General features: G+C 70.4%; 21 protein-coding genes. 12 read left to right on the forward strand and 9 right to left on the reverse strand.

Features of this window, described 5'->3' with window-relative positions:
- Positions 1 to 13: 13 nt before the first annotated feature.
- Positions 14 to 1,384: an ABC transporter substrate-binding protein gene (locus IM767_RS01440; RefSeq protein ID WP_239453227.1), complete on the reverse strand. Its 1,371-nt coding sequence runs from the start codon at positions 1,382 to 1,384 to the stop codon at positions 14 to 16.
- Between the two features lie 160 nt (positions 1,385 to 1,544).
- On the reverse strand, positions 1,545 to 2,585 hold the full coding sequence (locus tag IM767_RS01445; protein ID WP_109209630.1) for a LacI family DNA-binding transcriptional regulator: 1,041 nt from the start codon (positions 2,583 to 2,585) through the stop codon (positions 1,545 to 1,547).
- A 368-nt stretch (positions 2,586 to 2,953) separates the two neighbouring features.
- Between IM767_RS01445 and IM767_RS01450 the strand changes: the two genes are divergently transcribed.
- The 4 genes from IM767_RS01450 to IM767_RS01465 all read left to right on the forward strand — a co-directional run bounded on the left by IM767_RS01450 (position 2,954) and on the right by IM767_RS01465 (position 9,584).
- Positions 2,954 to 3,430: a DUF2975 domain-containing protein gene (locus IM767_RS01450; protein WP_162564232.1), complete on the forward strand. Its 477-nt coding sequence runs from the start codon at positions 2,954 to 2,956 to the stop codon at positions 3,428 to 3,430.
- Positions 3,430 to 3,675, forward strand: coding sequence for a helix-turn-helix domain-containing protein (locus IM767_RS01455; RefSeq protein WP_109209632.1), 246 nt, complete (start codon positions 3,430 to 3,432; stop codon positions 3,673 to 3,675). The genes IM767_RS01450 and IM767_RS01455 overlap by 1 nt, the downstream gene beginning before the upstream one ends.
- Positions 3,672 to 7,517 (forward strand): SCO7613 C-terminal domain-containing membrane protein, encoded by a 3,846-nt coding sequence (locus IM767_RS01460; RefSeq protein ID WP_109209633.1) that lies wholly within the window; start codon positions 3,672 to 3,674, stop codon positions 7,515 to 7,517. Before IM767_RS01455 ends, IM767_RS01460 begins: the two co-directional genes overlap by 4 nt.
- Before the next feature lie 189 nt (positions 7,518 to 7,706).
- Positions 7,707 to 9,584: a phosphatase PAP2 family protein gene (locus tag IM767_RS01465; RefSeq protein ID WP_109209634.1), complete on the forward strand. Its 1,878-nt coding sequence runs from the start codon at positions 7,707 to 7,709 to the stop codon at positions 9,582 to 9,584.
- A gap of 116 nt (positions 9,585 to 9,700) precedes the next feature.
- Here IM767_RS01465 and IM767_RS01470 read toward each other — a convergent pair whose 3' ends face one another.
- Positions 9,701 to 10,213 (reverse strand): glycine cleavage system transcriptional repressor, encoded by a 513-nt coding sequence (locus IM767_RS01470; RefSeq protein ID WP_109209635.1) that lies wholly within the window; start codon positions 10,211 to 10,213, stop codon positions 9,701 to 9,703.
- A gap of 44 nt (positions 10,214 to 10,257) precedes the next feature.
- Positions 10,258 to 10,917 carry a DUF305 domain-containing protein gene (locus IM767_RS20945; protein ID WP_162564233.1) on the reverse strand — a complete coding sequence of 220 codons (660 nt, stop codon included), beginning with the start codon at positions 10,915 to 10,917 and terminating at the stop codon, positions 10,258 to 10,260.
- 179 nt (positions 10,918 to 11,096) lie between these two features.
- On the opposite strand from IM767_RS20945, the gene IM767_RS01480 reads away from it, so the two are divergent.
- Positions 11,097 to 12,899 carry an LVIVD repeat-containing protein gene (locus IM767_RS01480; RefSeq protein WP_109209637.1) on the forward strand — a complete coding sequence of 601 codons (1,803 nt, stop codon included), beginning with the start codon at positions 11,097 to 11,099 and terminating at the stop codon, positions 12,897 to 12,899.
- A gap of 133 nt (positions 12,900 to 13,032) precedes the next feature.
- Here IM767_RS01480 and IM767_RS01485 read toward each other — a convergent pair whose 3' ends face one another.
- A complete protein-coding gene (locus tag IM767_RS01485) occupies positions 13,033 to 13,398 on the reverse strand; it encodes a hypothetical protein (RefSeq protein ID WP_109209638.1) in 366 nt (121 codons plus the stop codon).
- A gap of 149 nt (positions 13,399 to 13,547) precedes the next feature.
- Here IM767_RS01485 and IM767_RS01490 point away from each other — a divergent pair, with 149 nt between their 5' ends.
- The 5 genes from IM767_RS01490 to IM767_RS01510 all read left to right on the forward strand — a co-directional run bounded on the left by IM767_RS01490 (position 13,548) and on the right by IM767_RS01510 (position 19,758).
- Entirely contained in the window at positions 13,548 to 14,714 is a 1,167-nt protein-coding gene (locus IM767_RS01490) for a polysaccharide deacetylase family protein (protein ID WP_239453228.1), read from the forward strand.
- Between the two features lie 299 nt (positions 14,715 to 15,013).
- Positions 15,014 to 16,552 (forward strand): sugar transferase, encoded by a 1,539-nt coding sequence (locus IM767_RS01495; protein ID WP_109209639.1) that lies wholly within the window; start codon positions 15,014 to 15,016, stop codon positions 16,550 to 16,552.
- A 240-nt stretch (positions 16,553 to 16,792) separates the two neighbouring features.
- Positions 16,793 to 17,437: a flagellar basal body-associated FliL family protein gene (locus tag IM767_RS01500; RefSeq protein WP_162564234.1), complete on the forward strand. Its 645-nt coding sequence runs from the start codon at positions 16,793 to 16,795 to the stop codon at positions 17,435 to 17,437.
- A 6-nt stretch (positions 17,438 to 17,443) separates the two neighbouring features.
- Positions 17,444 to 18,736, forward strand: a complete 1,293-nt coding sequence (locus tag IM767_RS01505) for an MFS transporter (protein WP_109209641.1) — start codon at positions 17,444 to 17,446, stop codon at positions 18,734 to 18,736.
- Entirely contained in the window at positions 18,733 to 19,758 is a 1,026-nt protein-coding gene (locus tag IM767_RS01510) for a TolB-like translocation protein (RefSeq protein ID WP_239453229.1), read from the forward strand. The genes IM767_RS01505 and IM767_RS01510 overlap by 4 nt, the downstream gene beginning before the upstream one ends.
- A 4-nt stretch (positions 19,759 to 19,762) precedes the next feature.
- On the opposite strand, the gene IM767_RS01515 is transcribed toward IM767_RS01510, so the two are convergent.
- From IM767_RS01515 to IM767_RS01525, 3 genes are read right to left on the reverse strand one after another with little or no spacing between them, the layout of a single operon-like run.
- A complete protein-coding gene (locus tag IM767_RS01515; RefSeq protein ID WP_109209642.1) occupies positions 19,763 to 20,221 on the reverse strand; it encodes a VanZ family protein in 459 nt (152 codons plus the stop codon).
- Complete coding sequence (locus IM767_RS01520) at positions 20,214 to 21,158, reverse strand: glycosyltransferase family 2 protein (protein ID WP_109209643.1); 945 nt, start codon at positions 21,156 to 21,158, stop codon at positions 20,214 to 20,216. Before IM767_RS01520 ends, IM767_RS01515 begins: the two co-directional genes overlap by 8 nt.
- A complete protein-coding gene (locus tag IM767_RS01525; protein WP_109209792.1) occupies positions 21,155 to 21,637 on the reverse strand; it encodes an acyltransferase in 483 nt (160 codons plus the stop codon). The genes IM767_RS01520 and IM767_RS01525 overlap by 4 nt, the downstream gene beginning before the upstream one ends.
- 225 nt (positions 21,638 to 21,862) lie before the next feature.
- Between IM767_RS01525 and IM767_RS01530 the strand changes: the two genes are divergently transcribed.
- Together IM767_RS01530 and IM767_RS01535 are read left to right on the forward strand one after the other, a co-directional pair.
- Positions 21,863 to 22,726 carry a glycosyltransferase family 2 protein gene (locus tag IM767_RS01530; RefSeq protein WP_109209644.1) on the forward strand — a complete coding sequence of 288 codons (864 nt, stop codon included), beginning with the start codon at positions 21,863 to 21,865 and terminating at the stop codon, positions 22,724 to 22,726.
- Between the two features lie 8 nt (positions 22,727 to 22,734).
- A complete protein-coding gene (locus IM767_RS01535; RefSeq protein WP_162564235.1) occupies positions 22,735 to 23,601 on the forward strand; it encodes a glycosyltransferase in 867 nt (288 codons plus the stop codon).
- A gap of 11 nt (positions 23,602 to 23,612) precedes the next feature.
- On the opposite strand, the gene IM767_RS01540 is transcribed toward IM767_RS01535, so the two are convergent.
- A complete protein-coding gene (locus tag IM767_RS01540; RefSeq protein ID WP_162564236.1) occupies positions 23,613 to 24,401 on the reverse strand; it encodes a PIG-L deacetylase family protein in 789 nt (262 codons plus the stop codon).
- Positions 24,402 to 24,417 lie beyond the last annotated feature (16 nt).

Raw genomic sequence — 24,417 nt, forward strand, 5'->3', positions numbered from 1 at the left:
CCGGCCCTGTGGGTCAGCCCGCGGCGACCGTCTTGTCGAACTCGGCCTGCACCTTGGCGATCGTGTCGTCGATCGAGCTCTGCCCGTCCTGCATCTCGATCCGCGCCTGGCGGAAGAAGGTGTTGAACGCGCTGAACGTAGCGAGGTCCGACACGTTCTCGTACCAGGCGAGGTTCGGGTTCTCGAGCAGGGCGAAGTAGTCCGCCGCGCCGGGAATGGAGGTGTTGCGCTCGACCTCGTCGGCCGCCACGATGTTCGGCGCGAGCCAGCCGTTCTCCTCCATGAGGTTCGCGGTGTCGACCTGGTAGAAGAACTCGAGGAACTCCGTCGCCGAGGCGTACTCGGCCTCGTCCTCCTCCGCCTGCGCCGAGATCGCGAGGCCGCCCGCGGTGTCGCCGTTGACGGCGTTCTTCAGCACGTTGATCGTGCCGTCCTCGCCGGGGACGATGAAGAGCCCCGCGTTGAAGTCGGGGTCGACCTTGTTGATGTCGTTCAGTCGGCCGATGCCCGCGGACGACGTCGCCATGACCGCCATGTCGTTGACCAGCAGCGTGGTCGTCTGCGCGTCGGCGGTGGACTGCCACCCCTCGAGCACGTACTCGTTCGTGATGTCGAGGAGCTCCTGCAGCGGCTCGCGCAGGTCTTCGATGCTCGCGTCGCCGTTCTGCGCGGCCGTCCAGAAGCCGCCCTCATCGCCGTACTCCGCGAAGTACGGCGCGGCGAGCTGCTTCCAGAGCTGGTCGCTGGGCCACACCTCGGCCGCGGCGGTGGCGAGGGGCGCGTCCCCGTTTGCCTTGATGTCATCCATCAGCTCGACGAAGTCGTCGTAGGTCTCGGGCACCTCCAGGTCGTTCTCCTCGAAGTAGTCCTTGTTGTAGACGATGTTGAGACCGATCTCGCCGTTGAGTGCGCTGTAGGGGACGGTGTAGACGTTGCCGTCGGATGCGCTGCCCACGGCCTCCGGCTCGATCAGCTCGGTCACCGAGTCGGGGATCGGCGCGAGCTTGCCGGCGTTGATGTAGGTGAGGGTGTCGCGCATGTCGACGACAGCCGGCCAGTTTCCGGTGGCATCCATCGTCTTGAGCGCGGTGGCGTAGTCGCTGCCGGCGGGCAGCGGGTCGAGCTGCACCGTCGTGGTCTCGCTCTGCTCGTTGAAGGCGTCGACCACCGCGTCGACGACCGAGTTCCAGGTCTCGTCGCCGGTGGCGTACAGGAAGCGGATGGTCGTCTTGTCGGCGGCCGCGCCGCCGTCGCCCTCACCCGTCGCGCTCGTGCACCCTGCCAGCACCATCGCCGTGGCGGCCAGCGCGGCCCCTCCGACGACCCACTGCGAGCGGCGGCCCAGCCGGGCGCGCACCTCTGCCCGCGTCGTTTCCTCGTGCATGTGATCTCCCTTGATTCGTGCCGGAACGATTCCGTCCCGGAGAGAGTACCTCAAAGTGGACAACGTTTGCCACTCATTTCAGAATCGCACGATCGAGGGCTTCCAGGTTCGTCCGGGCTCGCCCTCACCGACCATCATCGGGAGAGCGCTGCGGCCGGGCTCACGCGCGCACGAGCGGCTCGCCCCGGAGGATCGGGATCGCCGTGAGAGCCACGGTCTCGCCCTGCGGACCCGCATCGTCCAGCACGAGGGCGAGCGCGGCGCCGCCGAACTCCTCGAGCGGCACCTCGACCGTGCTGAACGACGGGAGCACGTCGCCGAGCATCGGGACATGGTCGAACCCGGTCACCTCGATGGCGTCCGGTGCCGCGATGCCGAGCTCGCGCAGCCGCGCGATGACGCCGACGGCCATGGCATCGCTCATCGCGGCGATCACCTCGAGCTCGCCGAGCCGATCGCGCAGCAGATCGACCGCGCGGTAGCCGCCGTCCCGCGAGAACTCGGTGTGCACGATGTCCTCCTCGGCGATTTGGATCCCGCGACCGGCGAGACCCTCGACGAAGCCCTCGACGCGTTCGAGGGCGGTGACCTCGCCGGCAGGACCCGAGACGATCGCGAACCGTCGTTCGCCTGCATCCGCCAGCCCGTCCGCGAGCAGGCGGGCGGCGTGCCTGTTGTCGACCGTGACCGTCGGGAATCCGAGGTCGTTGTCGCCGATCACGACGATCTTCGCGCCGTGATCGTGGAGCACCATCAGCTGCTCCTTGACGGACGCCTCTCGCGCGGGATCGGTCGTGCGGCTCGTCGCCATGACGACGGCGAGGTGCCGCTCGCCGCGGAGCTGCGTGAGGATGTCGAGCTCGCGCGTCGAGTCATCACGCGTCGTGCGCACGGCGACCGAGATGCCGCGCTCCTCGGCGGCGTGCATCATGCCCGAGATCATCGTCGCCGACCCGAAGTCGTCGATGTCGCCGACGATGAAGGCCACCGTGCGGGCGCGGCCGCCCTTGATCGCCTGTGCGGCGGGGCTGACCGAATAGCCGAGGGTGCGGGCCGCCTCCTCGACGCGACTGCGCAGCTCGGGCGATCCGCTCTGCTTTCCGCGCACGCCGCCGTTCAGGGCGCGGGAGGCGGCGGGCACCGACACCCCCGCCAGGCGCGCCACGTCGGCGAGGGTGGGCGGCTTGGCTGCGTGCGTCATGTCGTCCTTCCGCGGCTGATAACGCTATCCAGTATCGCGGATGCTTCGCCGGCGACGCAGGAGCCGTGGCCCGACTTCACTCCTCGCCACAGCGCCCGGGACGCCCGGTACATCGAGCCGTTCGCGAACGGGCGCTCCTCCGCGAGCTCGAGATCGTGCCGCAACCGCCGTTCAGGGTCCGGCGATGCAGGCGTGGAGCGATGCGGCGCTTGGGGGTGAGCACGCGCGCCAACGCCCCGTGCGCTACTCGGCGCTCCGCCCACGGGCCAGCCCTCTCACCAGATCCTCAACGACAGCACTTGCGGCGGGGACGGATGCTACGGCTATTGTTTTTCGATAGCTACATGCCGTTTATCGATAGGTGGGCCATGCGCAGTACGACGATCCTGATCCTCAAGGCCCTCATCGCGGTGCTGATCGCGCTGCTGCTCGTGTGCCAGTTCGCCGTGCTGCCCGGCATGGCGCGGTCGCTCGCCGGGATGTACCCGTACCTCGCCTACCTGGAGGTGCCGGGCGTGATCATCGGCGTGATCTTCACGCTGTGCGCGCAGGTCGTGCTCGTGTGCGTCTGGCGCCTGCTCACGCTGGTCCACGCCGACAGCATCTTCACACCGCGCGCGTTCGTCTGGGTCGACGTGAGCCTCGCCGCCGTCGTCATCGCCACGGTGCTGGTCGTCACGACCCTCGCCTTCATCTGGACGGCACCGTCGGGGTCGCCGTCGGTCGTGCTGCTGTGCCTGCTTGGCATCGTCGTGGGCTGCGGACTGTCGCTGCTGCTCGTGGTGCTGCGCGGGCTCCTGCGCAAGGCGTCGCAGCTGGAGCACGATCTGTCGGAGGTCGTGTGATGCCGATCATCATCAACCTCGACGTGCAGCTGGCGAAGAAGAAGATGTCGGTCACGGACTTCGCCGCTGCGATCGACATCACGCCTGCGAACGTCTCGGTGCTCAAGAACGGACGCGCCAAGGCCGTGCGCTTCACCACGCTGGATGCGATCTGCCGCGTGCTCGAGTGCCAGCCGGGCGACATCCTCGAGTGGGTGCCTGACGACCATCCCGCCGCGATCGCCGCAACGGAGGCCGGAGCATGAGCGTCATCGCGTCTGCCGCACGGCGCGCACCGGCGTGGAGCACCACCGCGATCGCCGAGCTGCTCGATGTCGAGCGGTGCCCGGTGTGCGCCCGGGGCGTCGTGGCCGAGCGCCGGTGCCCCGCGTGCGGCGCCGACTTCGCCGGGGCGATCGGGCAGGATCTCTGGATCGCCTCGCAGCGAGCCGTCGACGCGCTGCGCGCGCGGCAGCAACTGCTCGAGCGGGTGCCCCTCTCGCCGGCGGTGGCCGGCCCCGCAGAGGGTGCGGCGAGGGTCGGCGCACCGACGATGGCGAGCGGCGACGCGCTGGCCCCGGAAGGAGCCCCCGGCGCCTCCCCGGTCGCGCTCCCCTCCGGGCGCTCCGCGACGGTGCAGTCGGTGCTCGCGGTCGCCGGCGCCGGACTCGTCGCGATCGCTGCCGTCGTGTTCACGTTCTTCAACCCCGACCTCGCCGATCCGCTGCCGCGCGCCGCGATCGTGGGCGCGATCGCCGCCGCGTTCCTCGGCGGCTCCGCCCTGCTGGCGCGGCGACGCCTGCGGTTCTCGGCCGAGGCGATCGGCGCCCTCGGCGTCGTCTTCCTCGCGCTCACTGTCACGGCGGTGCAGCCGCTGCTGCCGATGGAGGTGAGCGGCTGGGTGTTCACCGGGCTGGCGACGCTCCTGGCCGGCGGCGCGCTCGCCGTGCTCGGTCCGCGCGCCGGCATCCGCGCCTGGCTGTGGAGCGGCACGGTCGCGCTCGCCTTCGTGCCGCTGATGCTGTCCCTCGCCGCGGACTCAGCGCTCGCGGCGACGGCGGGGAGCCTCGCCTCCGCGGCAGCGGCGAGCGCGCTCGTCGCTCTCGCGGGCCGTGGCGACGCGGGCTTCGGGCACCCGCTCGCGGGAGAGCGCGTCACGCTCACCGTCGTGCAGTTCGGGTTCGCCGCGGCGGCCGTGGTGACGGTGTGGGGGGCGGATGCCGCAGCCGCCGTCGCGACCCCGGTCCTCGTGTCGCTCGCACTCGTCGCCGTCGCGGCGATCGCTGTCGCATCGGCTCGCCATCCCGCCGGGACGCTCTGGACGGGCGTCGCCGGGGCGGCGATCGTCGGCGCGGTCGTGGTGCTGCCGCTCGCGGCGCCCGGCCGCGCGGTCGACGGGTGGCTCGCCGCCTTCCCGGCGGCCGCCGCCCTGGGCCTCGTGGCCGTGGGCGCCCTCACTCCCCTGCATCGCGCGCTGCGGCGCGGTGCGTTCTTCGGCGGCGCCGTCTCCGTCGCCGGGATCGTCGCGGTGATCCCCACGCTCGCCGCGCTCCTCACGCTGGCGGGCACCCTCGCCGGACGGTCGGCCGATCGTGTGCTCCTCCCCTCCGCCGCGGCGCTCAGCCTGACCGCGGGCCTGACGGCCCTGGCGCTCGGCCTCTCGTCCTTCGCCGCGCTCACCGCATCCCGCCACGTCGGCGCGGGCGACGGCGGCGGCGAGCCCGCTGCGGCTGCGGCATCCGTCCTCCCCGTCGCGGTGGGCTCGAAGGACCCTGAGCAGCCGGAGGGGATTCGGATGCCGCGTCCGCTCGGCACACGGTGGCTCGGGTTCGTCGGCGCGTGGTACGCCGTGCTCGCGTTCCTCACCGTTCTGACCCTTCCCGCACTCGAGGTGTGGGCGCGCATCGGACTGGCGCTGGGTGCCGCCGTCGTCGCGAGCGCGGTCGCGAGCGCATGGCTGCGGGACGCCTCGCTCGCCGTCCGCCTGCCGCTCGTAGCCGGCGCGCATGCCGCCGTCGTGTTCGCCGCGGTGCTGTCGTGGCGTGATGACACCCTGACCGTGTGGGCCGGTGCCGCCGTCGTCGCCGCGATGACGGTGCTCGCCATGACGGTGCCGCGGCGGGCCCGGTTCCTGCACGTGGGCGTGGCGTTCGGCTACGCACTGGTGGTGCTCGCCACCGCGCTCGCGCGCGGCGGCGCCGACCCGATCGTGGTGGTGTGCCTCACCACCTGCGCCGCCGGCATCGTCGCCATCGCGGTGACGTTCGCCCGTCGCGTGGCGTCCCGTGAGTGGTACGCCGTGCTCGCCGTAACCGCCGTGCCTTTCGGCATCGGCGTGCTGCAGGTCGTCGTCGAGCGCAGCGGCTGGACCGCGCTGTCGACGGCAGTCGTCTTCCTGCTCGCGCTGACGCTCGTGACGACGACCCGTCGCGGGCTCAGCATCGTCGTGCGCACGCTCGCGGCCGCGACTCTGGTGCCCGCCGCCGCTGTCGTGGCGGTCTGTCTGGGCGCCCAACTGCTGCCGATGAGCGGATCGCCGATCGTGCTCCCGGTGATCGCGGCGCTGGTCGCGGCGGTGCTCGCCTCCGCTGACACCCTGCGCGATGCCCTCCGGCGGCGAATCCCGCGACGGCATGCGCGGTTCGCCGGAGTCGCGGTCGAGGCATCCGCTCTCCTCACCGCGACCATCGCAGTGCTGCTGTCGCTGGTGCGCTCATCGGCGGGGCTGCCGACGACGCTGCTCGTCCTCATGATCCTCGGCGCCGGCTTCGTCGCCATGGCGCTGTTCTCGCCGCGGCGCCACGCCTGGCCGCTCGCGGGCGCCGCGTTCACGGGAGCGCTGTGGAGCGCGTGGGGCATCGCCGGCGTCGGGGGCCTGGAGCCGTACCTCCTGCCGCCGGCGCTCGGCGCGGCCCTGGTCGGGGCGGTGCTCACGGCGCGCGGGCGCCGGGCCACCGGTCTGTACGCCGCCGGACTCGGCGTGGCCGTCGTGCCTGTGCTCGCCGCGCTCGTGCTGGCCGGCACGCCCGCCGAGCCGCCGGCGATCGCCGGTGAGTCACCCGCCCGCGCGTACGGGCTCGTGGGCGCCGCGTGGGCGCTGGTGGCGGCATCCGTCGTCGTCTCGAGGTCTTCGCACGCAAGCGTTCGGCGGCTCCGTGCGCTGCGGATGCCGACGCTCGCCGTCGCCGTCGTCGCGGCCACGGCGGCCGCGGTGCAGGGCGTGCGCTGGGGAACCGGGCTCGACGCGGCGCCCACCGACCCGGTGATCGTCGCATCTCTCGCGTTCGGACTGCTGGGCGCCGGCGCCGCGGCGAGCGCCGCCCGCCTGCTGCACCGCGAGGCGCCGTCCGCGTCGCCGCTCTCGGGCACCCGGTGGCTCGGTGCGCCGGCGGTGCTGATCCTCGGCATCGCGACGTGGCCGTCGATCGAGCGCGACTGGTTCGTGATCTGGACGATGTGGGGGCTGCTGCTGGCGCTGCTCGCGTTCATGGTCGCGGTCGCGGCCCGGGCGGTGCGGCGGCCGACCGGCCTGCCGCCGGTGTGGTTCCTCTTCGCGGTGTCGTTCGTGACGGCCGTGGTCGCGTGGAGCCCGCGCGACCTGCGCGTCGAGTGGTTCTCGCTCCCGCTCGGGGCGTTCCTCCTCGCCGCTGGGGCGCTGGCCCTGCGCCGGCCGGCGGCGGACCGGGCCCAGACGGGTGCGGCGGAGTCCAACACGCCCGTGCGGACGCTCGATTCGTGGCCCGCCGGCTGGAGCGGGTCGTGGGCGCTGCTCGCACCCGGCCTGGTGACGATGCTCAGCGCCTCGGTCGCCGCCACGTACACCGATCCGCGCACGTGGCGCGCGATCCTCGTGATGGCGATCGCACTGGCGGCGATCCTGGTCGGTGCGACCCAGCGGCTGGCGGCGCCCTTCCTGATCGGCATCGTCGTGCTGCCGGTGGAGAACGTGCTGGCCTTCATGGTGCAGATCGGCCGCGGGATCGAGGCGATGCCCTGGTGGATCACGCTGTCGGTGGTCGGCGCCGTGCTCCTCATCATCGCTGTGGGCTACGAGCGGCGTGCCGGTGAGGAATCCGGCCTGGCAGCCCGCCTGCGCGATCTCGCCTGAGCGGCCGCCGAGTGATGATGCTTTGTCATGACTATTGAACATACGCACATAACCGCGCTAAGTTGCAGGGAAGGCGCTTGCCGAGAGGCAGGACGGCGCGATCGTGTTCCTCCCCCTTAACGATCCGCCAGGCTCTGCTTCGGCGTGCCGCCGCGTCATGGGGGTGTCGAACAAAGGAGTTGACGTTTGATGACCACCCCCCGCCGAACTCGATTCGATCGACGCGCAGTCGCGACCACTGTCGGGTGCGTCGTGCTGGCTTCGCTCGTGATAGCCCCTGCCGCTCATGCCGGCGGCGCCGGGAATCCGCCCGCCCATTCCCACGCGCCGCAACGCGCGGGCGCCGGCGACCCCTCGGCGTTCACGTCTGCCGAGGCGATCGAGCCGAAGCCCGGCGTGTACGGCACGTTCGCCGACACCTATACCCTCAACACGAGCAGCTTCACGACGCCGCAGACCAACCCGGCGATCGGCGTGCTCACCCCGATGCTCGACTACTTCACGCCGGGCAGCTCGTGGAACGACGGGACGATCGTGAACGCGCAGGTGCACGCCGAGAACATCGAGGTGGTCGAACAGCTCACGCGGGACCGCACCGCTGCCGAGGCCGCCGAGGCATGGATCGACGACCGCCGCCACCAGAGCTACTCGATGATCGCCGGACTCGGCGATGACGCCGCAGGCTTCGCGTCGCTGACGGGCGCCGGCACCACCATCACCGACGTCCCCGCCGATGCTCTGTCGGTCTCGTACAGCGATGCCGGCAACGCGAACGGGGTGTGGGCCGACCGCGACTCCGCCCTCGGCTCGGCCGTGCAGCTGGTCGACACCCTGCGCGGACCGTACGCGTCGTCGAACAACGCGAAGTTTTTCTACCAGTACATGCGCCCGTTCCGCTGGAGCGAAGAGGTCGAGGTCGTGCCCGAGCTCGTCGTGCGCCTCGTGCCCGAGGAGAACGCCGCCTCGGACGGCGGGTTCCCGAGCGGTCACACCAACGCGGCGTTCCTCGCCGGTCTCGGGCTCGCCGCCTCGGCACCGGAGCACTACGACGAGCTGCTCATGACCGCCGCCGAGCTCGGCAAGAGCCGCATCGTGGCCGGGATGCATTCGGCGCTCGACGTCATCGGCGGCCGGATCCTCGCCACCGGGCTGGCCGGCGCGACGCTCGAGGACCCGGCGAACGCCGCGCTCATCGCGCAGGCGCGCGCCGACTCTCGCGAGCTCCTCGGCCTCGAGCACGAGCTCGACACCGACCGCGACGCGTATCAGGCGGAGCTTGCGCGCTACCGCGATCTGACCACCTTCGGGCTGAGCCCGGTCGGCGCCTCCGGAGAGGCGGCGCACGTTCCGGAGGGCGCCGAGTCGCTCCTCCGCTCCCGCTTCCCCTACCTCGGCGACGAGCAGCTGCGGTGGGTGCTGTACTCGACGGCGCTGGACTCGGGCCTGCCCCTCACCGGCGACGACGAGGGCTGGGGTCGCCTGGACCTGTACTCCGCCGTGCACGGCTACGGAACGCTCGACCGCGATGTCGAGGTGACGATGGATGCCGCGGCGGGCGGTACCGCCGCCGCCGACGTCTGGCTCAACGACATCGACGGCGCCGGCGGACTCACCAAGCGCGGCACGGGCAGCCTGACCCTGGCAGGCGAGAACTCATTCGCCGGAGGGGTTCTGGTGACCGGCGGCGACATCGTGGCGACGCTCGCCGAGTCGCTGGGTGACGGCTCGATCGAGGTGCGCGAGGGCGCCCTTCGCGACGCCGCGACCGAGACCGTCGACGTCGCCGGGTCGTACGCGCAGGGGCGCGAAGCGACGTTGCGGCTCACGCAGGAGACGGCGGCGGCGCCGGCGCTGCGAGTCGCGGGCACCGCACGCTACGCGGGAACGCTGGAGGTCGACCTGGACGCTCTCGGCGGTTCAGCCGACGGCGTGCGCGTCATCGAGCACGCCCGCTCGAACGGACGGTTCTCGGAGGTCGTCGTGACCGGCGCTGCGGAGGGTGGCACCTACACGCTGGACTACCGCAAGGACGGCGTCTACCTCGTGGCCGCGAAGTCGCGCGGCTGACCCACGAGCGAAGCGGCCCCGCCCTGCTCCTGACGAGGGGTGGGGCCGCTTCGTCGAGCATGGTGGCCCTGCGCCCGGATTGAGTCGTCGAGCGCGGCGGCCGCGGTCCGTCGGATTCAGGTTCCGAGGGTGACGTCGACCTGGATCTCGGCAGCGAGGCGCTCGAGTTCGCCGGTGAGCGCCTCGAGATCGACGGATGCCGGGACCCGGGCGGTGATCGTCGCCTCGAAGAGTCGGCCCCCGTACATCGCAGCCTCGGTCGTGCGGGTGTTCAGGTGGTCGATGCTCACCCCCCGCGCGCGCAGCACGGTCGAGACGTCCCGGATGATGCCGGGGTGATCGTTGCCGATCACCTCGATCGTCAGCGGACGGACGCCCTCTGCCGGCGGCTCTTCCACGCCGGCGTGCACGGTGACCTTGAGCAGGCCGTCGAGCACCGCGAGCGCCTCTCGCAGCTCGCCCGCGCGCTCGGGCGCGACCGACACCTCGATGATCCCGGCGAACGCCCCCGACAGCTCGGCGAGCTGGCTGTTCTCCCAGTTGCCGCCGTGATTGCCGACCACGTCGGCGACCGCCGCGACCAATCCGGCCCGGTCATCGCCGACCACCGTGAGCACGAGCGTCGTCATGGGCTCACTGTACCTACCGCCGGGAACCGACACGCGGGCGCGGGTCAGCCGGTGCGTTCGGCCAGCATGCCCGTCATCCGCGCGATCTCGATGCGCTGGTCGGAGTCGAAGTGGCCTGCCAGCTGCGCGAGCTCCTGCTCGGCGCCGTCCGCGCTCGCGAACAGCTCCGCGATCATGACGAGGGCGCCCTCATGGTGCCGGATCATCGACTGCAGGAACAGCGCGTCGAAGTCCTGGCCCTCGGCGGCCTCGAGTGCGGCCAGCTCGTCGGCGGTGAGCATGCCGGGCATCAGGGCGTGGTCGTCATGCGGCGCATCCGGATCCCGCACCGGCTCGCCGCGCCGCTGCAGCCACGCCTCGAGCTGGTCCATCTCGTCCTCCTGGCTGATGCGCATGCGCTCCGCGAGAAGACGGATGTCGGAGTCCGCGGCGCGCTCCTCGACGTAGCCCGTCATCTCGAGGGCCTGCGCGTGGTGGTGCAGCATGTCGCGCACGAAGACCACGTCGGTCTCGGCGTGCGCCTGCGGCGTGGCGAGCTGAAGCTGCTCCGCGGGGGTGAGGGTGCGGTTTTCCTCCCCCGGCGCGCCCAACTGGACGACCGGGGCGGTGGACGTCGGTCGCGGGGCGGGCTCGGTCGCGGTGCAGCCGACGAGCGCGAAGGACAGGACGAGCACAACGCTCATCCGGGCGGCGACTGGGGCCACAGAACGCTCCTCCGACATCGTTGACGGCAACCGAAGTGCCCGAACCGATCCTAGCCAGCGGGGCCCGGAACCCGATAGATTCCGAACATCGGCCTCCCCCAGGGCCGCGCCCGCACGCTGTCGTGCGCGGACGCCTGCCGGAGGCATCCGTTGTCAGCGCAGTGAGAGGGGCACGACCGATGAAGTTCACCCACCGATCAGCGCGATGGCGCCGGAGCGCGGTCGCCGGAGCAGGAGCGTTCCTGCTCGGCGCGTCGCTGCTGACCGCCACCGCCGCCACCGCGGCCGACGATCCCCGCGAGGGACTCGCCCCCGGCTACTTCGACGCGGGGCTGGCCGCGAGCAACATCGAGCTGCTCGAGAGCCTCCCGCGGGTCGCACCGTTCGACGCCCCTCCCGGTAACTTCGGCTTCGTCAACTCCGACCTCGCCTTCACGGGCGACAACGCCATCGTCGGCAACTTCAACGGCTTCCAGGTCTATGACGTGACGGATGCCGCGGCCCCGGCGCTGCGCAGCTCCTTCGTGTGCCCGGGCGGCCAAGGTGATGTGTCGGTGTACGGGAACCTCCTGTTCATGTCGGTCGAAGAGACCCGCGGACGGATCGACTGCGGCACCCAGGGCGCCCCGGGTGCGGTCAACGCCGAGCGCTTCCGCGGCGTCCGGATCTTCGACATCAGCGACATCGACAACCCGGTCCAGCTGCCGGGCGTCCAGACGTGTCGCGGATCGCACACCCACACCCTCGTGACCGACCCGGCCGACCCCGAGAACATCTACATCTACAACTCGGGCACGTCGAACGTGCGGTCACCGCTGGAGCTCGCGGGCTGTGAGAACGTCTCGTCCAACACGCAGACCCCCATCACGACCGGCAACCCCACGCAGTGGCGCATCGACGTCATCAAGGTGCCGCTCGCCGCACCCGGCGAGGCCGCGATCGTCAGCCAGCCGCGCATCTTCTCCGACCCCGCCACGGGCGCGTACAACGGGCTGCAGAACACCCTGAGCGGAACGCTGCACCCGTCGGGCACGCCGTACGGGCCGGTGCCGAACACGAACACGTGTCACGACATCACCGCCTACCCCGAGATCGGCCTCGCCGCCGGCGCGTGCCAGGGCAACGGCATCCTGCTCGACATCTCCGACCCGGCGAACCCGGTGCGGCTGGACGCGGTCGCAGACCCGAACTTCTCGTACTGGCACTCGGCGACGTTCAACAACGACGGAACCAAGGTGGTCTTCACCGATGAGTGGGGCGGCGGCACGTCGGCCCGCTGCCGTGAGCAGGACAGCTCGGAGTGGGGCGCGAACGCGCTGTTCGACATCGTCGACGGCAAGCTGCAGTTCGCCAGCTACTACAAGCTGCCGGCGGTGCAGACGCCGCAGGAGAACTGCGTCGCCCACAACGGCTCGATCGTGCCGGTGCCCGGTCGCGACGTGATGGTGCAGGCGTGGTACCAGGGCGGCCTCTCGGTGATCGACTTCACCGACACCGCCAACCCCGTGGAGATCGCGTACCTCGACCGCGGCCCGATCGACGAGCCGAACGCCGGCGCGCTGAACCTCGGCGGATACTGGTCGACCTACTGGTACAACGGCAACGTCCTCGGCAGCGAGATCGCGCGCGGATTCGAGACCCTCGGCCTCACCCCGAGCTCGATGATGTCGGCGAACGAGATCGAGGCCGCCGGCGAGATCCAGCTCCGCGAGTTCAATGCGCAGCTGCAGACGATGCTGGTGCACGCGCCGAGCTTCGCCGTCGTCGGCTCTTACGTCGATCAGGCCGAGCGCGCCGGAACCTTGACGGGCAAGGCGCTCGCTCAGGTGCGCAGCCACGTCGACAAGGCCGAGACGCTCGCCGCGAAGGGCAACGATGCGTCGGTCGTCGATCAGCTCGACAATGCCGCGCGCAAGTCGGGCGCGGCGGCCGACTCCGATCTGGTGCTGGCCCTCGAGGCCCTGAAGGCCACGTTCGGCTGATCCGGATCACCCCTGACGACGGTGCCCGGCGGTCTTCGGACCGCCGGGCAACGTTGTGTTCGGACGTCTACCCGGTGCCGGGTCGGTCGCGGAGCCGAGCTGGACGCGAGCCGCGTGGGTCGCGGAGCGCGTGTCAGTGCGGGGACAGCTCGTCGGTCACCGGGAACGGCAGGCGGTAGCGGTCGAGGACCGCACCGACGGCCGATGCCGCCCCGTATTCGTCGGCGACCACCGTCACACCCCGCGGGCTCGCCTCGGCGATCCGCACCGGACGTCGGGTGCCGTCGACGAGGTGCAGGGTCCAGCGATCGGCGAGGTAGCCGATGCCGAGCCCGTCGAGCAGCTCCTCTGCGGCGAGCCAGTCGACCGGGTCGCCGGGCTCCGGCGTGCGCTCACGACCCAGCAGGTCGTAGACGCGGAAGCCGTCACCGTCGGCGAGTATCCATCCCACGAGCTCGCCGTCGCCACGACGGTGCTCGATCCAGTCGGCAGGCAGCATGGGATCAGAGCGTAGCGATCCGGCGGGCGTGAAGCCACGCCGCTTCTCCACAACGCGCGCCCCCGGTCGTGCGCCGGGGCGCGGCATCCGGTTAGCATCCCCTCAGAGATCGCGCGTGGGGCGCGCGCGGTGCGGACTCAGGGAGTCGCATGGCAACCTACGGCACGGGTTCCCGGCGGCCGTCGGCGCGCGTGCGGCGACGGCGGCTGTTCGCCGGCGTCGCCGGCGCAGTGGTCGTGCTCGCGGTCGTCGGCGGCACGGTCGCCGCCATCGGCTTCGCCCGTGCGGGCGCCGGCGACGAGGAGAAGGATGCCGCGACCGGCGCGTCCGAAGCGCCAGCCTCGACGCCCACCCCGACGCCGACGCCGCTCACGCCGGAGGAGCAGCTCCTCGCCACGACGACGGACCCGGCGGCGTGCGCGGTGAGCTTCACCGGTGAGGGCATCGGCGACGCGCCGATGCTGCAGACGCAGGGAGCGCTCTACACCGGCCTGCCGATCCCCGCGCGCGACGGTCTGGTGTTCGCCGGATGGTACGCCACCCCCGCGGATGCGGCGGCGCTGGCGATTCCCGGACGCGTGAACGGGTCGGAGGCCGTCACCTGCACCGACCAGCGGATGACGCTGCACGGCGCCTGGGTGAGCCCCGAGCAGAACGCCGCCGAGGACGCCCGCATCCCGATCCTGATGTACCACCAGTTCACCGCCAAGCCCGAGGGCGAGACCGGCTGGCTGCGCGGCAACTACGCCTTCATCGGCGACTTCGACGCTCACATGAACCACATCGCGACGACGGGCTTCTACCTGCCGACGTGGGACGAACTGTCGGCGTTCATCGATGGACGGCTCTACCTCCCCACCCACTCGGTGATCGTCACCGACGACGACGCCGACCAGAGCTGGTTCGACCTGGCGGTGCCGGTCGTCGACAAGTACAAGGTGCTGTCGACCTCTTTCATGATCACGGCCTACCGGCAGGATCCCGCGCCCAGCACCTACGTGCTGCGCCGCTCGCACACCCACGACATGCATCGCGCCGGCGCCAACGGCGACGGGCTCATCACGAACCTGGGCGTGCCCGAGATCGTGGCCGACATGGAGGCCTCGTACGGTGTGGTCGGGGTGAAGGAGATCATGGCCTACCCGTTCGGGCACTACAACGACACGGCGAAGGAAGGCCTACGACAGGCCGGCTGGGAGATGGCCCGAACCATCGAACCCGGCTACGTCACGATCGGCACCGACAAGCTCGCGCTGCCGACCATCCGCATCAATTACGGCATGGGCCTGGGCGCTCTGGTCGGCCTGATCGGCTGACGGTTTGTATCAGACGGGCCTCGGACTGCTCATCGTCATCAGCCGGGCGGCGATCCACAGCGGAGGCTGACGAAATCCATGCTTCCGTCCTCGCTCGACCGGTTGTAAAGTGACGATTGCGTGAAGCCCTTCGGGGTTTCGTAAGGCATCGGATGTGGGATTCGATGCCCGCCGCGGGTGGGGACTCGAGGCGCGCACTGGGGAAACGCGGATGGTTACCCGGCCACCGCTCAACGTTGGGGACACTTCGCAATGGCATTTTCACGTGCCGTGCGCTCATCGTGCCTGGGGGTTGCACGATGACCGCCATCGACGCCGGTACCGCGGTCACCGGCCTGGACGCCCCCGCGTTCCAACCGATCCACACGCCGCGCGCGACCGCGGCCTCCACGATCACGACGCTGGTACCGCGGACCGAGCCCGCGCTCGAGCGGAGAAGGCGGTGGGAGCATCGCTACGCGCGACGTCTGCGCGCGACCGATGCCGCCGTGGTCGTGAGTGCGACGGCACTCACCGCTCTGATCGATACGTCGGTGTGGTCGACAGGCGGCTTCGCCGTGGCGCGAGTGGCTGTCTTGACCGCGGCCATCTGGCTGCTGTGTCTGGCGGCCGTGCAGAGCCGCGCTGCGTCGATCAGCGGATCCGGCGCCACCGAGTACAAGCGTGTGGCCCATGCCACCGGGTTCGCGTTCGGCATCATCGCCATGATCTTCGTTCTCTTCCAGTGGCAAGGGGTTCGACTGCAGTTGATCGCCGCCCTGCCCGCCGGGCTGTTCGCACTCCTCGTCGGCCGATGGCTGTGGCGGAAATGGCTGCTGCGCCAGCGCAACTTCGGGCATTACGCGTCGCGCGCGATCGTCACCGGGAGCCGTGACGACATCGAATACGTGCTTCGCACCCTGGACGAACGCGGGTCCGGCTACATCACCATCGGCGCCGCGCCCTCGGATCAGAGCACCGAGCCGATCGTCATCGACGGACGCGCACACGAAGTGGTCGGAACGATGAGCTCCGTTGCCATGCACGCCCGCACCTTGGAAGCCGACACGATCATCGTGGCCACGCGCCCCGAGGACGACCCCGACTTCATCAAGCGCCTCAGCTGGGAACTCGAGGGCACGGCGTCCGAGCTGATCATCTCGAGCCGCGTGGCCGACGTGGCCGGCCCGCGCATCTCGCTTCGCCCGGTGGACGGGCTCCCGCTGATCCACGTCAAGATCCCGGAGTTCGAGGGGGGCAAGCATGCGCTCAAGCGAGCCGTGGACGTGGCGTTCTCGTCTGTGGTCATGCTCCCGCTCGCACTGCTCGTCATGCCGGTGATCGCGCTGCTCATCAAGGTCGACGACGGGGGGCCGGTGTTCTTCCGGCAGACCCGGATCGGGCGCGACGGCCAGGAGTTCGGCATCCTGAAGTTCCGCACGATGAGGACGGATGCCGAGGCCCAGCTCGCGAAGCTCCAGGAGCAGAACGAGGGCAACGGCCTGCTCTTCAAGATGAAGAACGACCCGCGCATCACGCGCGTCGGCGCTATCCTGCGGAAGTACTCGATCGATGAGCTGCCCCAGTTCTGGAACGTCCTGGTCGGCGACATGAGCGTCGTCGGCCCCCGTCCGCCGCTTCCGAAGGAAGTGCGCGAGTACGACGGCAAGGTCTACCGTCGCCTCTTCATCAAGCCCGGGATCACAGGCCTCTGGCAGGTCAGCGGTCGCAGCGATCTGTCGTGGGAGGAGAGCGTGCGTCTCGACCTCCGCTACGTGGAGAACTGGTCGATCACCAGCGACCTCATGATCATGTGGCGCACCGCGAAGGTCATGATCACCCCGAAGGGCGCCTACTGATGTCCGCGAAGGCATTCGGCCGACGACGACGGCGTCGTCGGCCGAGCTGAGCCGGATCCGCGGTCACCTGTCCGTCGAGCCCCCGCCAGTGCGCACTGGCGGCTACCCGAGACGGCTGCCCTTTCCCCCCAAGGGGGGCGTGGCCGCGGATCCCTGGGACACGTTCGTGCTGACGGCACGCGGTAACGTTGGACACGACCGGCCCGGGGGTAGGTCGCAGACACGGCTTGGGGGCCGCGCATGGAAGAGGAAGAGGCGTCCAAAGCGCCGCGCATGAGCGGGCTCAGCCCGACGATGTGGCGCGTGCTCATAGGCGTTGGCATCATCGTGCTTCTCGTCATCGGCCTGGCCGTCTGGTTCTTCACGGCTTCCTCGCCGGCCCCTGGCGATGAAGCGGCGGGTGAAACAACGCCGGGACCGTCGGTCGCTGTGGGTCCAGGCCCGCGCCCGGATGCCACGCCGACCACAGGAAGCGAAGTCTTGCCTCCGACACCGTCCGAGACCGGTCTGCCAGGCCTGGAACCTGCGGCGCCTCTCGTGCCTTCACCGCTACCCGCTTCGGCCTCGGGCGGCGCCGAACTCGTCGAAGGGTATCCCGTCGAGGTTATGGGCCCCGCAGAGGGGGCCGATGTCGTGCAGAACTCGATCGCCACCGAGGGCGATGTCATGCAGGTATCGCTCGTCGCACGGACCGATGCATCGCCCGAGGTGGTCAGCGACCACTACTCGGGCCTGTGGGCGTCCCTCGGCCTGATTCCGCAGCCGGAGTCCGCCGACGGCTCCGTGAGCTTCGCCGGCGTGTACGAGTCGCTGACGCTCGCGTTCACGCCCGCGTCGGGGACGGGGACGATCTACATGATCCACGCCGTCTTCCGGGGGAAGTGACACTGCATGTACATCTCTCTCTCGAACACCCCCGAACCCGACGAGCAGGAGGCGCACACCGACCCTCAGCGCGGGACGCGAGGAATCCGGACAGTATCCTCCACGGTCGTCACACTCGGCATCGTCTCGATGCTCACCGACATCTCGTCGGAGTCGGTCTCTGCCATCCTGCCGCTGTACATCACGGGGGTCCTTGGACTCTCGACGATCGCGTTCGGCTTCCTCGACGGGTTGTATCAGGGCGTGAGCGCCCTCGTGCGGATCGCAGGCGGCTACGCGTCCGACCGGGCCGACCAGCCGAAGTGGGTCGCGTTCATCGGCTACGCGCTCGCTGCCGTCGCCAGGCTGGGCCTCCTGTTCGCCTCGGGGTTCGCAGCGATCACCGCGGTCATCACTGCCGACCGGGTGGGCAAGGGGATCCGCACCGCCCCCCGGGACGCGCTGATCACGGCGACGTCCGGGCCCGACAACCTCGGCACCTCGTTCGGTGTGCACCGCACGCTCGACAACATCGGCGCAGCCGTCGGCCCGCTGCTCGCGTTCGTCATCCTGCTCGTCATCCCCGACGGGTACACGACGATCTTCGCGGTTTCGTTCGCGTTCGCCGCGATCGGCGTCGTCATCCTCGGTGTGGTGGTGCCGAACGTCCGCAGACGCAGCCGGCGCCCACCGGCGACCCCGGGCGGCTCGAATGCCGCACCTCGGCCCCGCTTCGACTGGTCGGTGATCACGACGGGACCGATGCGGCGTGTGCTGGCGGCGGCGGGGATCCTGGGGCTGCTCACGATCGGAGACGGCTTCGTCTACCTGGTGCTGCAGTCCCGAGGCGACTTCGCGGCGCAGTGGTTTCCGCTGTTCTACGTCGGAACGAATGTCGCATTCCTCGCGCTGGCCATCCCTCTCGGCAGGCTCGCCGATCGCATCGGACGCGCTCGCGTATTCGTATGGGGTCACGCGACCCTGCTCGCCGCCTACGTGACCGCGGCGCTGCCGATCGCGGACATCGCCGCCACGCTGCTGTGCCTGGTCTTCCTCGGCGCGTTCTATGCGGCGACCGATGGGGTGCTGGCCGCGCTCGCGGCACAGTTGACGACGCCCGAGACGCACGGGACGGGGATCGCCGCCGCCCAAACCGTAGTGGCACTGACGCGCTTCCTCTCCGCCGTCGGCTTCGGCTTCCTCTGGTTCGCGGTCGGACGCGAAAACTCGATGCTCATCGTCGCGGCTCTGCTCGCGGTGGCCATTCCCTTGGTCGCCCTGCTCCTCAGGCCGTTCCTGTCGGCGCGAGGAGAATCGTGAAGGAGCGGACGAAATGGATCATCGTCGCGCTCGTCTCACTCGTCACCCTCGGCACGGCCACCGTCATCGGCGTCGTCGCGTGGCAGCAGTATCAGGCCTCTCGGGCCGCCCCGTCCGCCGTGGAGACGACCTCCCCCGACGATGGGGCGACCGGGGAGCGCATTGTCTTCCGCAACACAGCGGTCGGTGAAGGCTACGGTCTCGTCGCGAGCGTCCCCCTGGACGACCCGGCGGGCGCCCGTGCACTGACGGATACCGCGTGCGACCGCGTCGATGCGACCGAGGACGACTTCGTCTGCCTGCGCACCGAGCGGGGCATCGTCCCGAGCTATTCCGCCACGCTGTATGCGAGCGGCGGCGAAGCGCTCGCGGCGTGGCCGCTGTCCGGCATCCCGAGCCGCACGCGCTTCTCGCCCGACGGAAGCCTGATCGCCACGACGGCGTTCGTCACGGGGCATTCCTACGCGACCGTGGGCTTCTCGACCGAGACGACCGTGCACACGCGGGACGGTGGCGACTTCGGCAACATGGAGGACTACACGCTGATCATCGACGGAAAGCCGGTCGCGCCAGTGGACCGGAACTACTGGGGCATCACCTTCGTCGACGACACCACCTTCTATGCGACCGCCGGCCTGACGACGGCCAGCCAGACCTACCTCGTCAAGGGGGATCTCGAGACGCGGACGCTCACCGCGATCGCCGAGGACGTCGAGTGCCCGTCGCTGTCGCCCGACGGCACACGCATCGCGTTCAAGCGCGTCACGGCCGGGTCGGGACCCACCGTCCACTGGACGCCCGCCGTCATGGACCTCGCCACCGGTGACGTGCACGTGCTGGATACCGAGACCCGCAACGTCGACGACCAGATCGCATGGCTGGACGACGGCACCATCCTCTACGGCCTGCCGCGTGAGGACGCCGCCGGCGAAACCGATGTGTGGTCGCTCTCCGCTGACGGGTCGGGTGAGCCCGTATTGTTCATCGAGCACGCCTGGTCGCCGTCGGTCGTCCGGGGCTGACTCGTCACGACGCCGGCGCAGACCTCGCGCGTTTGCGCTCGCGTCTCAGCACCAGGAGCCAGGCCAGTGCCGCCCCGATCGCGGCGCCCAGGACGTTCGCGAGGATGTCGCGCAGGCTGGGCTGACGCGAGGGGAGCACGATCTGCGCCAGCTCGGCGAGCGCTGAGACCGCCAGCGCAAGCACGACGCCCCACCAGTGATGTCGCAGCACCAGAGTCAGAAGGAACCCCAGCGGAACGAACAGCAGGATGTTCGCGGCGAACTCCACCCAGTTGTCACGGACGACGCCGAGGCCCGGAATCTGCCTCACGGCGTCGCCGATCACGTACACGACCCGCTGCGGGCGGAAAGGGGACAGCAGGATGACCGCGGCGAGCGCCAGGTAGACGGCGAGCGCGATGGCCGCGACGCGACGGTACACCGGTCCTCGCCGGGCCCGGTCCGTCTCGGGGACGTCAGCCATCGATGTCCAGGCCGAACAGGGTCCGGCGGGCGGCGGGGTACCCGGGTAGCCAGTCCGACCGTCGCACCCAGGGAGTCGACCAAGTCCCGTTGCGGCGACGCGTCAGCCGCTCCAGTCCGGCGCGCATCCAGACCCCGGTGAGCAGCAGGGCGATGCCGATCCGGCTGCGGCGCGGCGACCAGATCGCGCGCAGCAGCGTCGTCTTTCCCGCGAGCACCATGCACATCTTGAAACCGCTGTTGCCCGTCGACCCGCCGACGTCGTGGATGATCTCCGCCGTGGGCACGATGACCGGCCGGAGTCCGAAACGGCCGGCACGGATGCTGAACTCCGCGTCCTCGCCGTAAAGGAAGAAGCGCTCATCCATGCCCCCGAGCCGATCCCAGTCACCGCGGCGCATCAGGAGCAGGCACCCGGTGACGATCGGCACCGCGCGGACGGTGTCGCGCTGCCAGCCGCCGAGCGACTCCGGATCGAACAGCGCCGAGCCGCTGAAGGCCGTGGACAGCCCCGTGGCGAAGCACGTGAGGGACCACAGCGTCGGCGCGCCCCAGCAGGAGCTCTTATCGACCGACCCGTCCCTGCGCAGGGTCCGTCCGCCGTAGACGCCGAACTCCGGGTGCGCCACGGCGAACGCTTCAAGGCTCTCGAGGGCGCCGTCGAGCACGATCGTGTCGGGGTTCAGCAGCACGAGGTGTTCGCCCGACGAGCGCGCGACACCGCGGTTGACTCCGCGGGCGAATCCGAGGTTCTCTTCCGCCGCGTCGACGACGACATCCGGATAGGTCGTGCGCACCGCCTCGACCGATCCGTCCGCGGAGCCGTTGTCGACCACCACGACCTGCGTCCCCGCCGGCGAGTGCGCGAACACGCTCTCGATGCATTCCAGAAGCGCCTCGCGGGTGTTGTAGCTGACGATGACGACCGACAGGCTCATCCGTCGTCACCCGGCGCGGACGGCCGCATGCCGATGACTTTGGCCGGCACTCCTGCCGCGATGCACTGTGCGGGCAGATCCTTCGTCACGACAGCCCCGGCCGCCACCACAGCGCCATCGCCGATGGTCACGCCCGGGAGGACGACGACGTTCGCCCCGAGCCACACGTCATCGCCCAGGACGACGTTCTTCTCCTGCTTGGCCTGGTTCATGATGGGGGTGCCCTGGACGATCCCATAGTTCGACGCGGTGATGGTGACGTTGGGAGCGAGCAGGCAGTAGTCGCCGAGCGTGATCCGCCCGGACGAGTTCCCGGCCCAGATCATGTCGTTCTCGCCGATGTGGGAGTGGCTGCCGATCGTGATCCGCTCCCCGTTTCGGAACGTCGCGCTCGGCGAGATCTTGACGCCCTCGCCCCGGCGGATGCGGCGGACCTCTTGGACATGGGAGTAGGAGGCGAGGTGCGCGAGCCTCAGCATGTGAAGCCACGTCCGGGGGCTGAAGAGCGAACGCGCCGCCCCGGCCGCCCGCTCTCCGGCGGTGCCACCGTGCGTTCGGCGGGCGGGTTTCTGCGTGGTATCGCCGCCCGCCTGCGCATCGCGATGAGCCATGCACAAAGGTTAGTGGCTGGGCATCGTCGAAGTCCGCTGATACCGGTCTAGAATGTTGCCGACCGAGCGCCGGGCGGCACGAGAGGTGGGCGGATGCCGGGACCCGTGAGTGTGGTCGTCCCCGCGCACAACGAGTCGACGACCATTGCTCGATTGCTCCGCAGGCTGCTCGACACCGATCCCGACGACCGGCTGGACATCGTCGTCGTGGCCAACGGCTGCACCGACGACACGGCGGCGATCGCCGCCGCCGTGTCACCGCGCGTGCGCGTCGTCGAGGTCGCTGCGGCCTCCAAGATCGCCGCGCTCAACGCCGGAGACGCGGCCGCGCACGCCTTTCCCCGCGTCTACCTGGACGCCGACGCGATCGTCACGGGCGAGGCGCTGCTGGCCGCCGCGGACGCCCTGCACGATCCTCCGTACGCGAGCGCGCCCCGCATGCGGATCGATACGCGCGGCGCGAGCATCTGGGTCCGCTGGCAGTACGCGGTCTGGGAATGCACCGATTACCGCAGGGGCGACATGATCGGCTCAGGCGTCTACGTGCTGTCCGAAGCGGCCCGCGCACGATTCGGCCCGTTCCCCGATGTCATCTCGGACGACGGGTTCGTGCTGCGCCACTTTCCCGGCGCCGAACGCGTCGTGCTTCCCGAGGCGACCTTCACGATCACCGCGCCCAGGACGCTGCGGGCCTTCATCCGGCGTCAGGCGCGCATCCTCGCCGGCAATGAGGAGCTCGCGACGCGCTTTCCGGCCCTCCCCGGCGAACCGTCGGCCGGCGGAACGCGGGCGCTGTTTACGCGGGTGCTTCGCACCCCGTCCTTGTGGCTGCCTGCCGTGCCGTACGCCGTCGCCCGGGTCGCGGCACGCCGCCAGGCCGCGAAGGTGCGCGGGGACTGGTCGCGGCAGGGCTGGAATCGCGATGAGTCGACGCGCGCCGCGCAGACCGAGAGGTGACGATGACCATGGTTTCGATAGATCACGTCTTGCTCACCCGGTTCAACCTGCCGTCGGTCGGTCCCGAGAGCCTTATCCGGGCCCAGGACGGGTGGCTGCGGGACCGTGTCGAGCTGTTCGAGCGCCACACCGTGCCGTCGGTGCGCGCGCAGTCTGCGGCAGCGCGTGTGCACTGGCTCGTGTTCCTCGATCGTGAGAGCCCGCGGTGGCTCATCGAGCGGCTCACGCCCCTGGTCGACGAGGGATTGCTGCATCCGGTGTTCGGCGAGCAGTTCACCAACGACGAGGTCGTCGCCGAGGCGCGTGCGCTGACCGGGGGCACCGGTGACGTGCTGCTGACCACGAACCTCGACAACGACGACGCCCTCGCGGTGGACTTCGCCGAACGCCTGCATCAGCTCGTGACCAGCAGCCGCACCGAGGCGCTCTACCTCTCGACCGGCATCATCCTCACCGCCGACGAGGCGTACCTGCGCCACGACCCCCACAACGCGTTCGTCAGCGTCGTCGAGCCGTGGGAGGACGCGAAGACGGTGTGGCGCGACTGGCACAACCGTCTGCACCTGCAGATGCCGGTCCGCGTGGCCGACGGCGCACCGGCGTGGCTCCAGGTGATCCACGGCCGCAACGTCAGCAACCGCGTCCGCGGTAAGCTCATCGATGCCGCGTCCTATCGGGACTGCTTTCCGGGGCAACTCGACGCCGTGCGTTCGCCGACGCGAGGCGGACTGCTTCGCGACCGGCTCGTGCGGGTCCCGCTGCGCGCCGCGAAAGAGAGCGTCCGCCGGCTCGGCAAGACCTTGGTGATGGCACTCTTCGGCAAGGACGGACTCGATCGCGTCAAGGAGCGCCTGCAGCGCCGCTCCGCCACGTGATCACCGCCTGATCACCGGCGTCCGCCGTCGGCGGGGAAGAACACCTCCACCGCATCAGCGGCCGCAGCCAGCACCGTGGGAGGCAGAACGTGCCAGTCCTCCCCCGGGAGGACCTCGCTCGGGCGCCGCAGCTGCGACGCATGCGCCTGGAGCGCGTGCATCTTCTGGTCCGCGAACTCGTCGCAGCGTACCGACACCGCCCGGTTCGTCGTCACCCGCCCGACCGCCTCCACCAGTGAACGCCACCGTCGACCCGGCCGCAGCGGCCAGATGCCCCAAAGCCAGATCGGATACTCGAGCAGCGCCACACCGGTCGACGCGGCGGCCGCGCGACGGGCCGCCCGACCGACCGCGGCGTGATCGGGATGAGGGTCGTCGGCGCTCGTCGCATAGAGCTCATCCGGGGTCAGCTGCCTCAGCAGATCGCCGACGACCTCCGTCAGCCGATCCTCTGACGTCGCGACGGTTCCGTCCTCGATGTCGACCCAGCGGACAGCATCGACCGACAGTCCCATCCGTCCCACCGCCTCCACCAGCTCCGCGCGGCGCAGCGCGGCGAGCTCCGCGGGGCTGAATGCCGAACTCCGGTGGGAGTGACGGCCGTCGGTGACCATCACCACGGTGACAGCGCTCCCGGCACGGACCTTCCGGATGATGGTCGCACCGCAGCCGAGCGTCTCGTCGTCGGGGTGCGGCGCGAGGATCACCGCCGAGCGCCGGGCCGCGGCATCCGTCACGTCCCTCGCCCTGCGCACGATCGCCTTGCGCGCCGCCGCACGAACCGCCCCTGTGATCGACACTTCGCTCCTGTCTCCC

The sequence above is a fragment of the Microbacterium ureisolvens genome, assembly GCF_015278315.1.
In the GTDB taxonomy this organism is placed as follows: domain Bacteria; phylum Actinomycetota; class Actinomycetes; order Actinomycetales; family Microbacteriaceae; genus Microbacterium; species Microbacterium ureisolvens.

Bases quoted from the DNA above. Each gene is read 5' to 3' on its own strand.
- IM767_RS01535 (WP_162564235.1), top strand. From the start codon at position 22,735: ATGGTTTCGATAGATCACGTCTTGCTCACCCGGTTCAACCTGCCGTCG.
- IM767_RS01470 (WP_109209635.1), bottom strand. From the start codon at position 10,213: ATGACGACGCTCGTGCTCACGGTGGTCGGCGATGACCGGGCCGGATTG.
- IM767_RS01505 (WP_109209641.1), top strand. From the start codon at position 17,444: ATGTACATCTCTCTCTCGAACACCCCCGAACCCGACGAGCAGGAGGCG.
- IM767_RS01515 (WP_109209642.1), bottom strand. From the start codon at position 20,221: ATGGCTGACGTCCCCGAGACGGACCGGGCCCGGCGAGGACCGGTGTAC.
- IM767_RS01485 (WP_109209638.1), bottom strand. From the start codon at position 13,398: ATGCTGCCTGCCGACTGGATCGAGCACCGTCGTGGCGACGGCGAGCTC.
- IM767_RS01525 (WP_109209792.1), bottom strand. From the start codon at position 21,637: ATGCTGAGGCTCGCGCACCTCGCCTCCTACTCCCATGTCCAAGAGGTC.
- IM767_RS01465 (WP_109209634.1), top strand. From the start codon at position 7,707: ATGACCACCCCCCGCCGAACTCGATTCGATCGACGCGCAGTCGCGACC.
- IM767_RS01455 (WP_109209632.1), top strand. From the start codon at position 3,430: ATGCCGATCATCATCAACCTCGACGTGCAGCTGGCGAAGAAGAAGATG.
- IM767_RS01520 (WP_109209643.1), bottom strand. From the start codon at position 21,158: ATGAGCCTGTCGGTCGTCATCGTCAGCTACAACACCCGCGAGGCGCTT.
- IM767_RS01530 (WP_109209644.1), top strand. From the start codon at position 21,863: ATGCCGGGACCCGTGAGTGTGGTCGTCCCCGCGCACAACGAGTCGACG.
- IM767_RS01445 (WP_109209630.1), bottom strand. From the start codon at position 2,585: ATGACGCACGCAGCCAAGCCGCCCACCCTCGCCGACGTGGCGCGCCTG.
- IM767_RS01480 (WP_109209637.1), top strand. From the start codon at position 11,097: ATGAAGTTCACCCACCGATCAGCGCGATGGCGCCGGAGCGCGGTCGCC.
- IM767_RS01490 (WP_239453228.1), top strand. From the start codon at position 13,548: ATGGCAACCTACGGCACGGGTTCCCGGCGGCCGTCGGCGCGCGTGCGG.
- IM767_RS01500 (WP_162564234.1), top strand. From the start codon at position 16,793: ATGGAAGAGGAAGAGGCGTCCAAAGCGCCGCGCATGAGCGGGCTCAGC.
- IM767_RS01440 (WP_239453227.1), bottom strand. From the start codon at position 1,384: ATGCACGAGGAAACGACGCGGGCAGAGGTGCGCGCCCGGCTGGGCCGC.
- IM767_RS01495 (WP_109209639.1), top strand. From the start codon at position 15,014: ATGACCGCCATCGACGCCGGTACCGCGGTCACCGGCCTGGACGCCCCC.
- IM767_RS01450 (WP_162564232.1), top strand. From the start codon at position 2,954: ATGCGCAGTACGACGATCCTGATCCTCAAGGCCCTCATCGCGGTGCTG.
- IM767_RS01460 (WP_109209633.1), top strand. From the start codon at position 3,672: ATGAGCGTCATCGCGTCTGCCGCACGGCGCGCACCGGCGTGGAGCACC.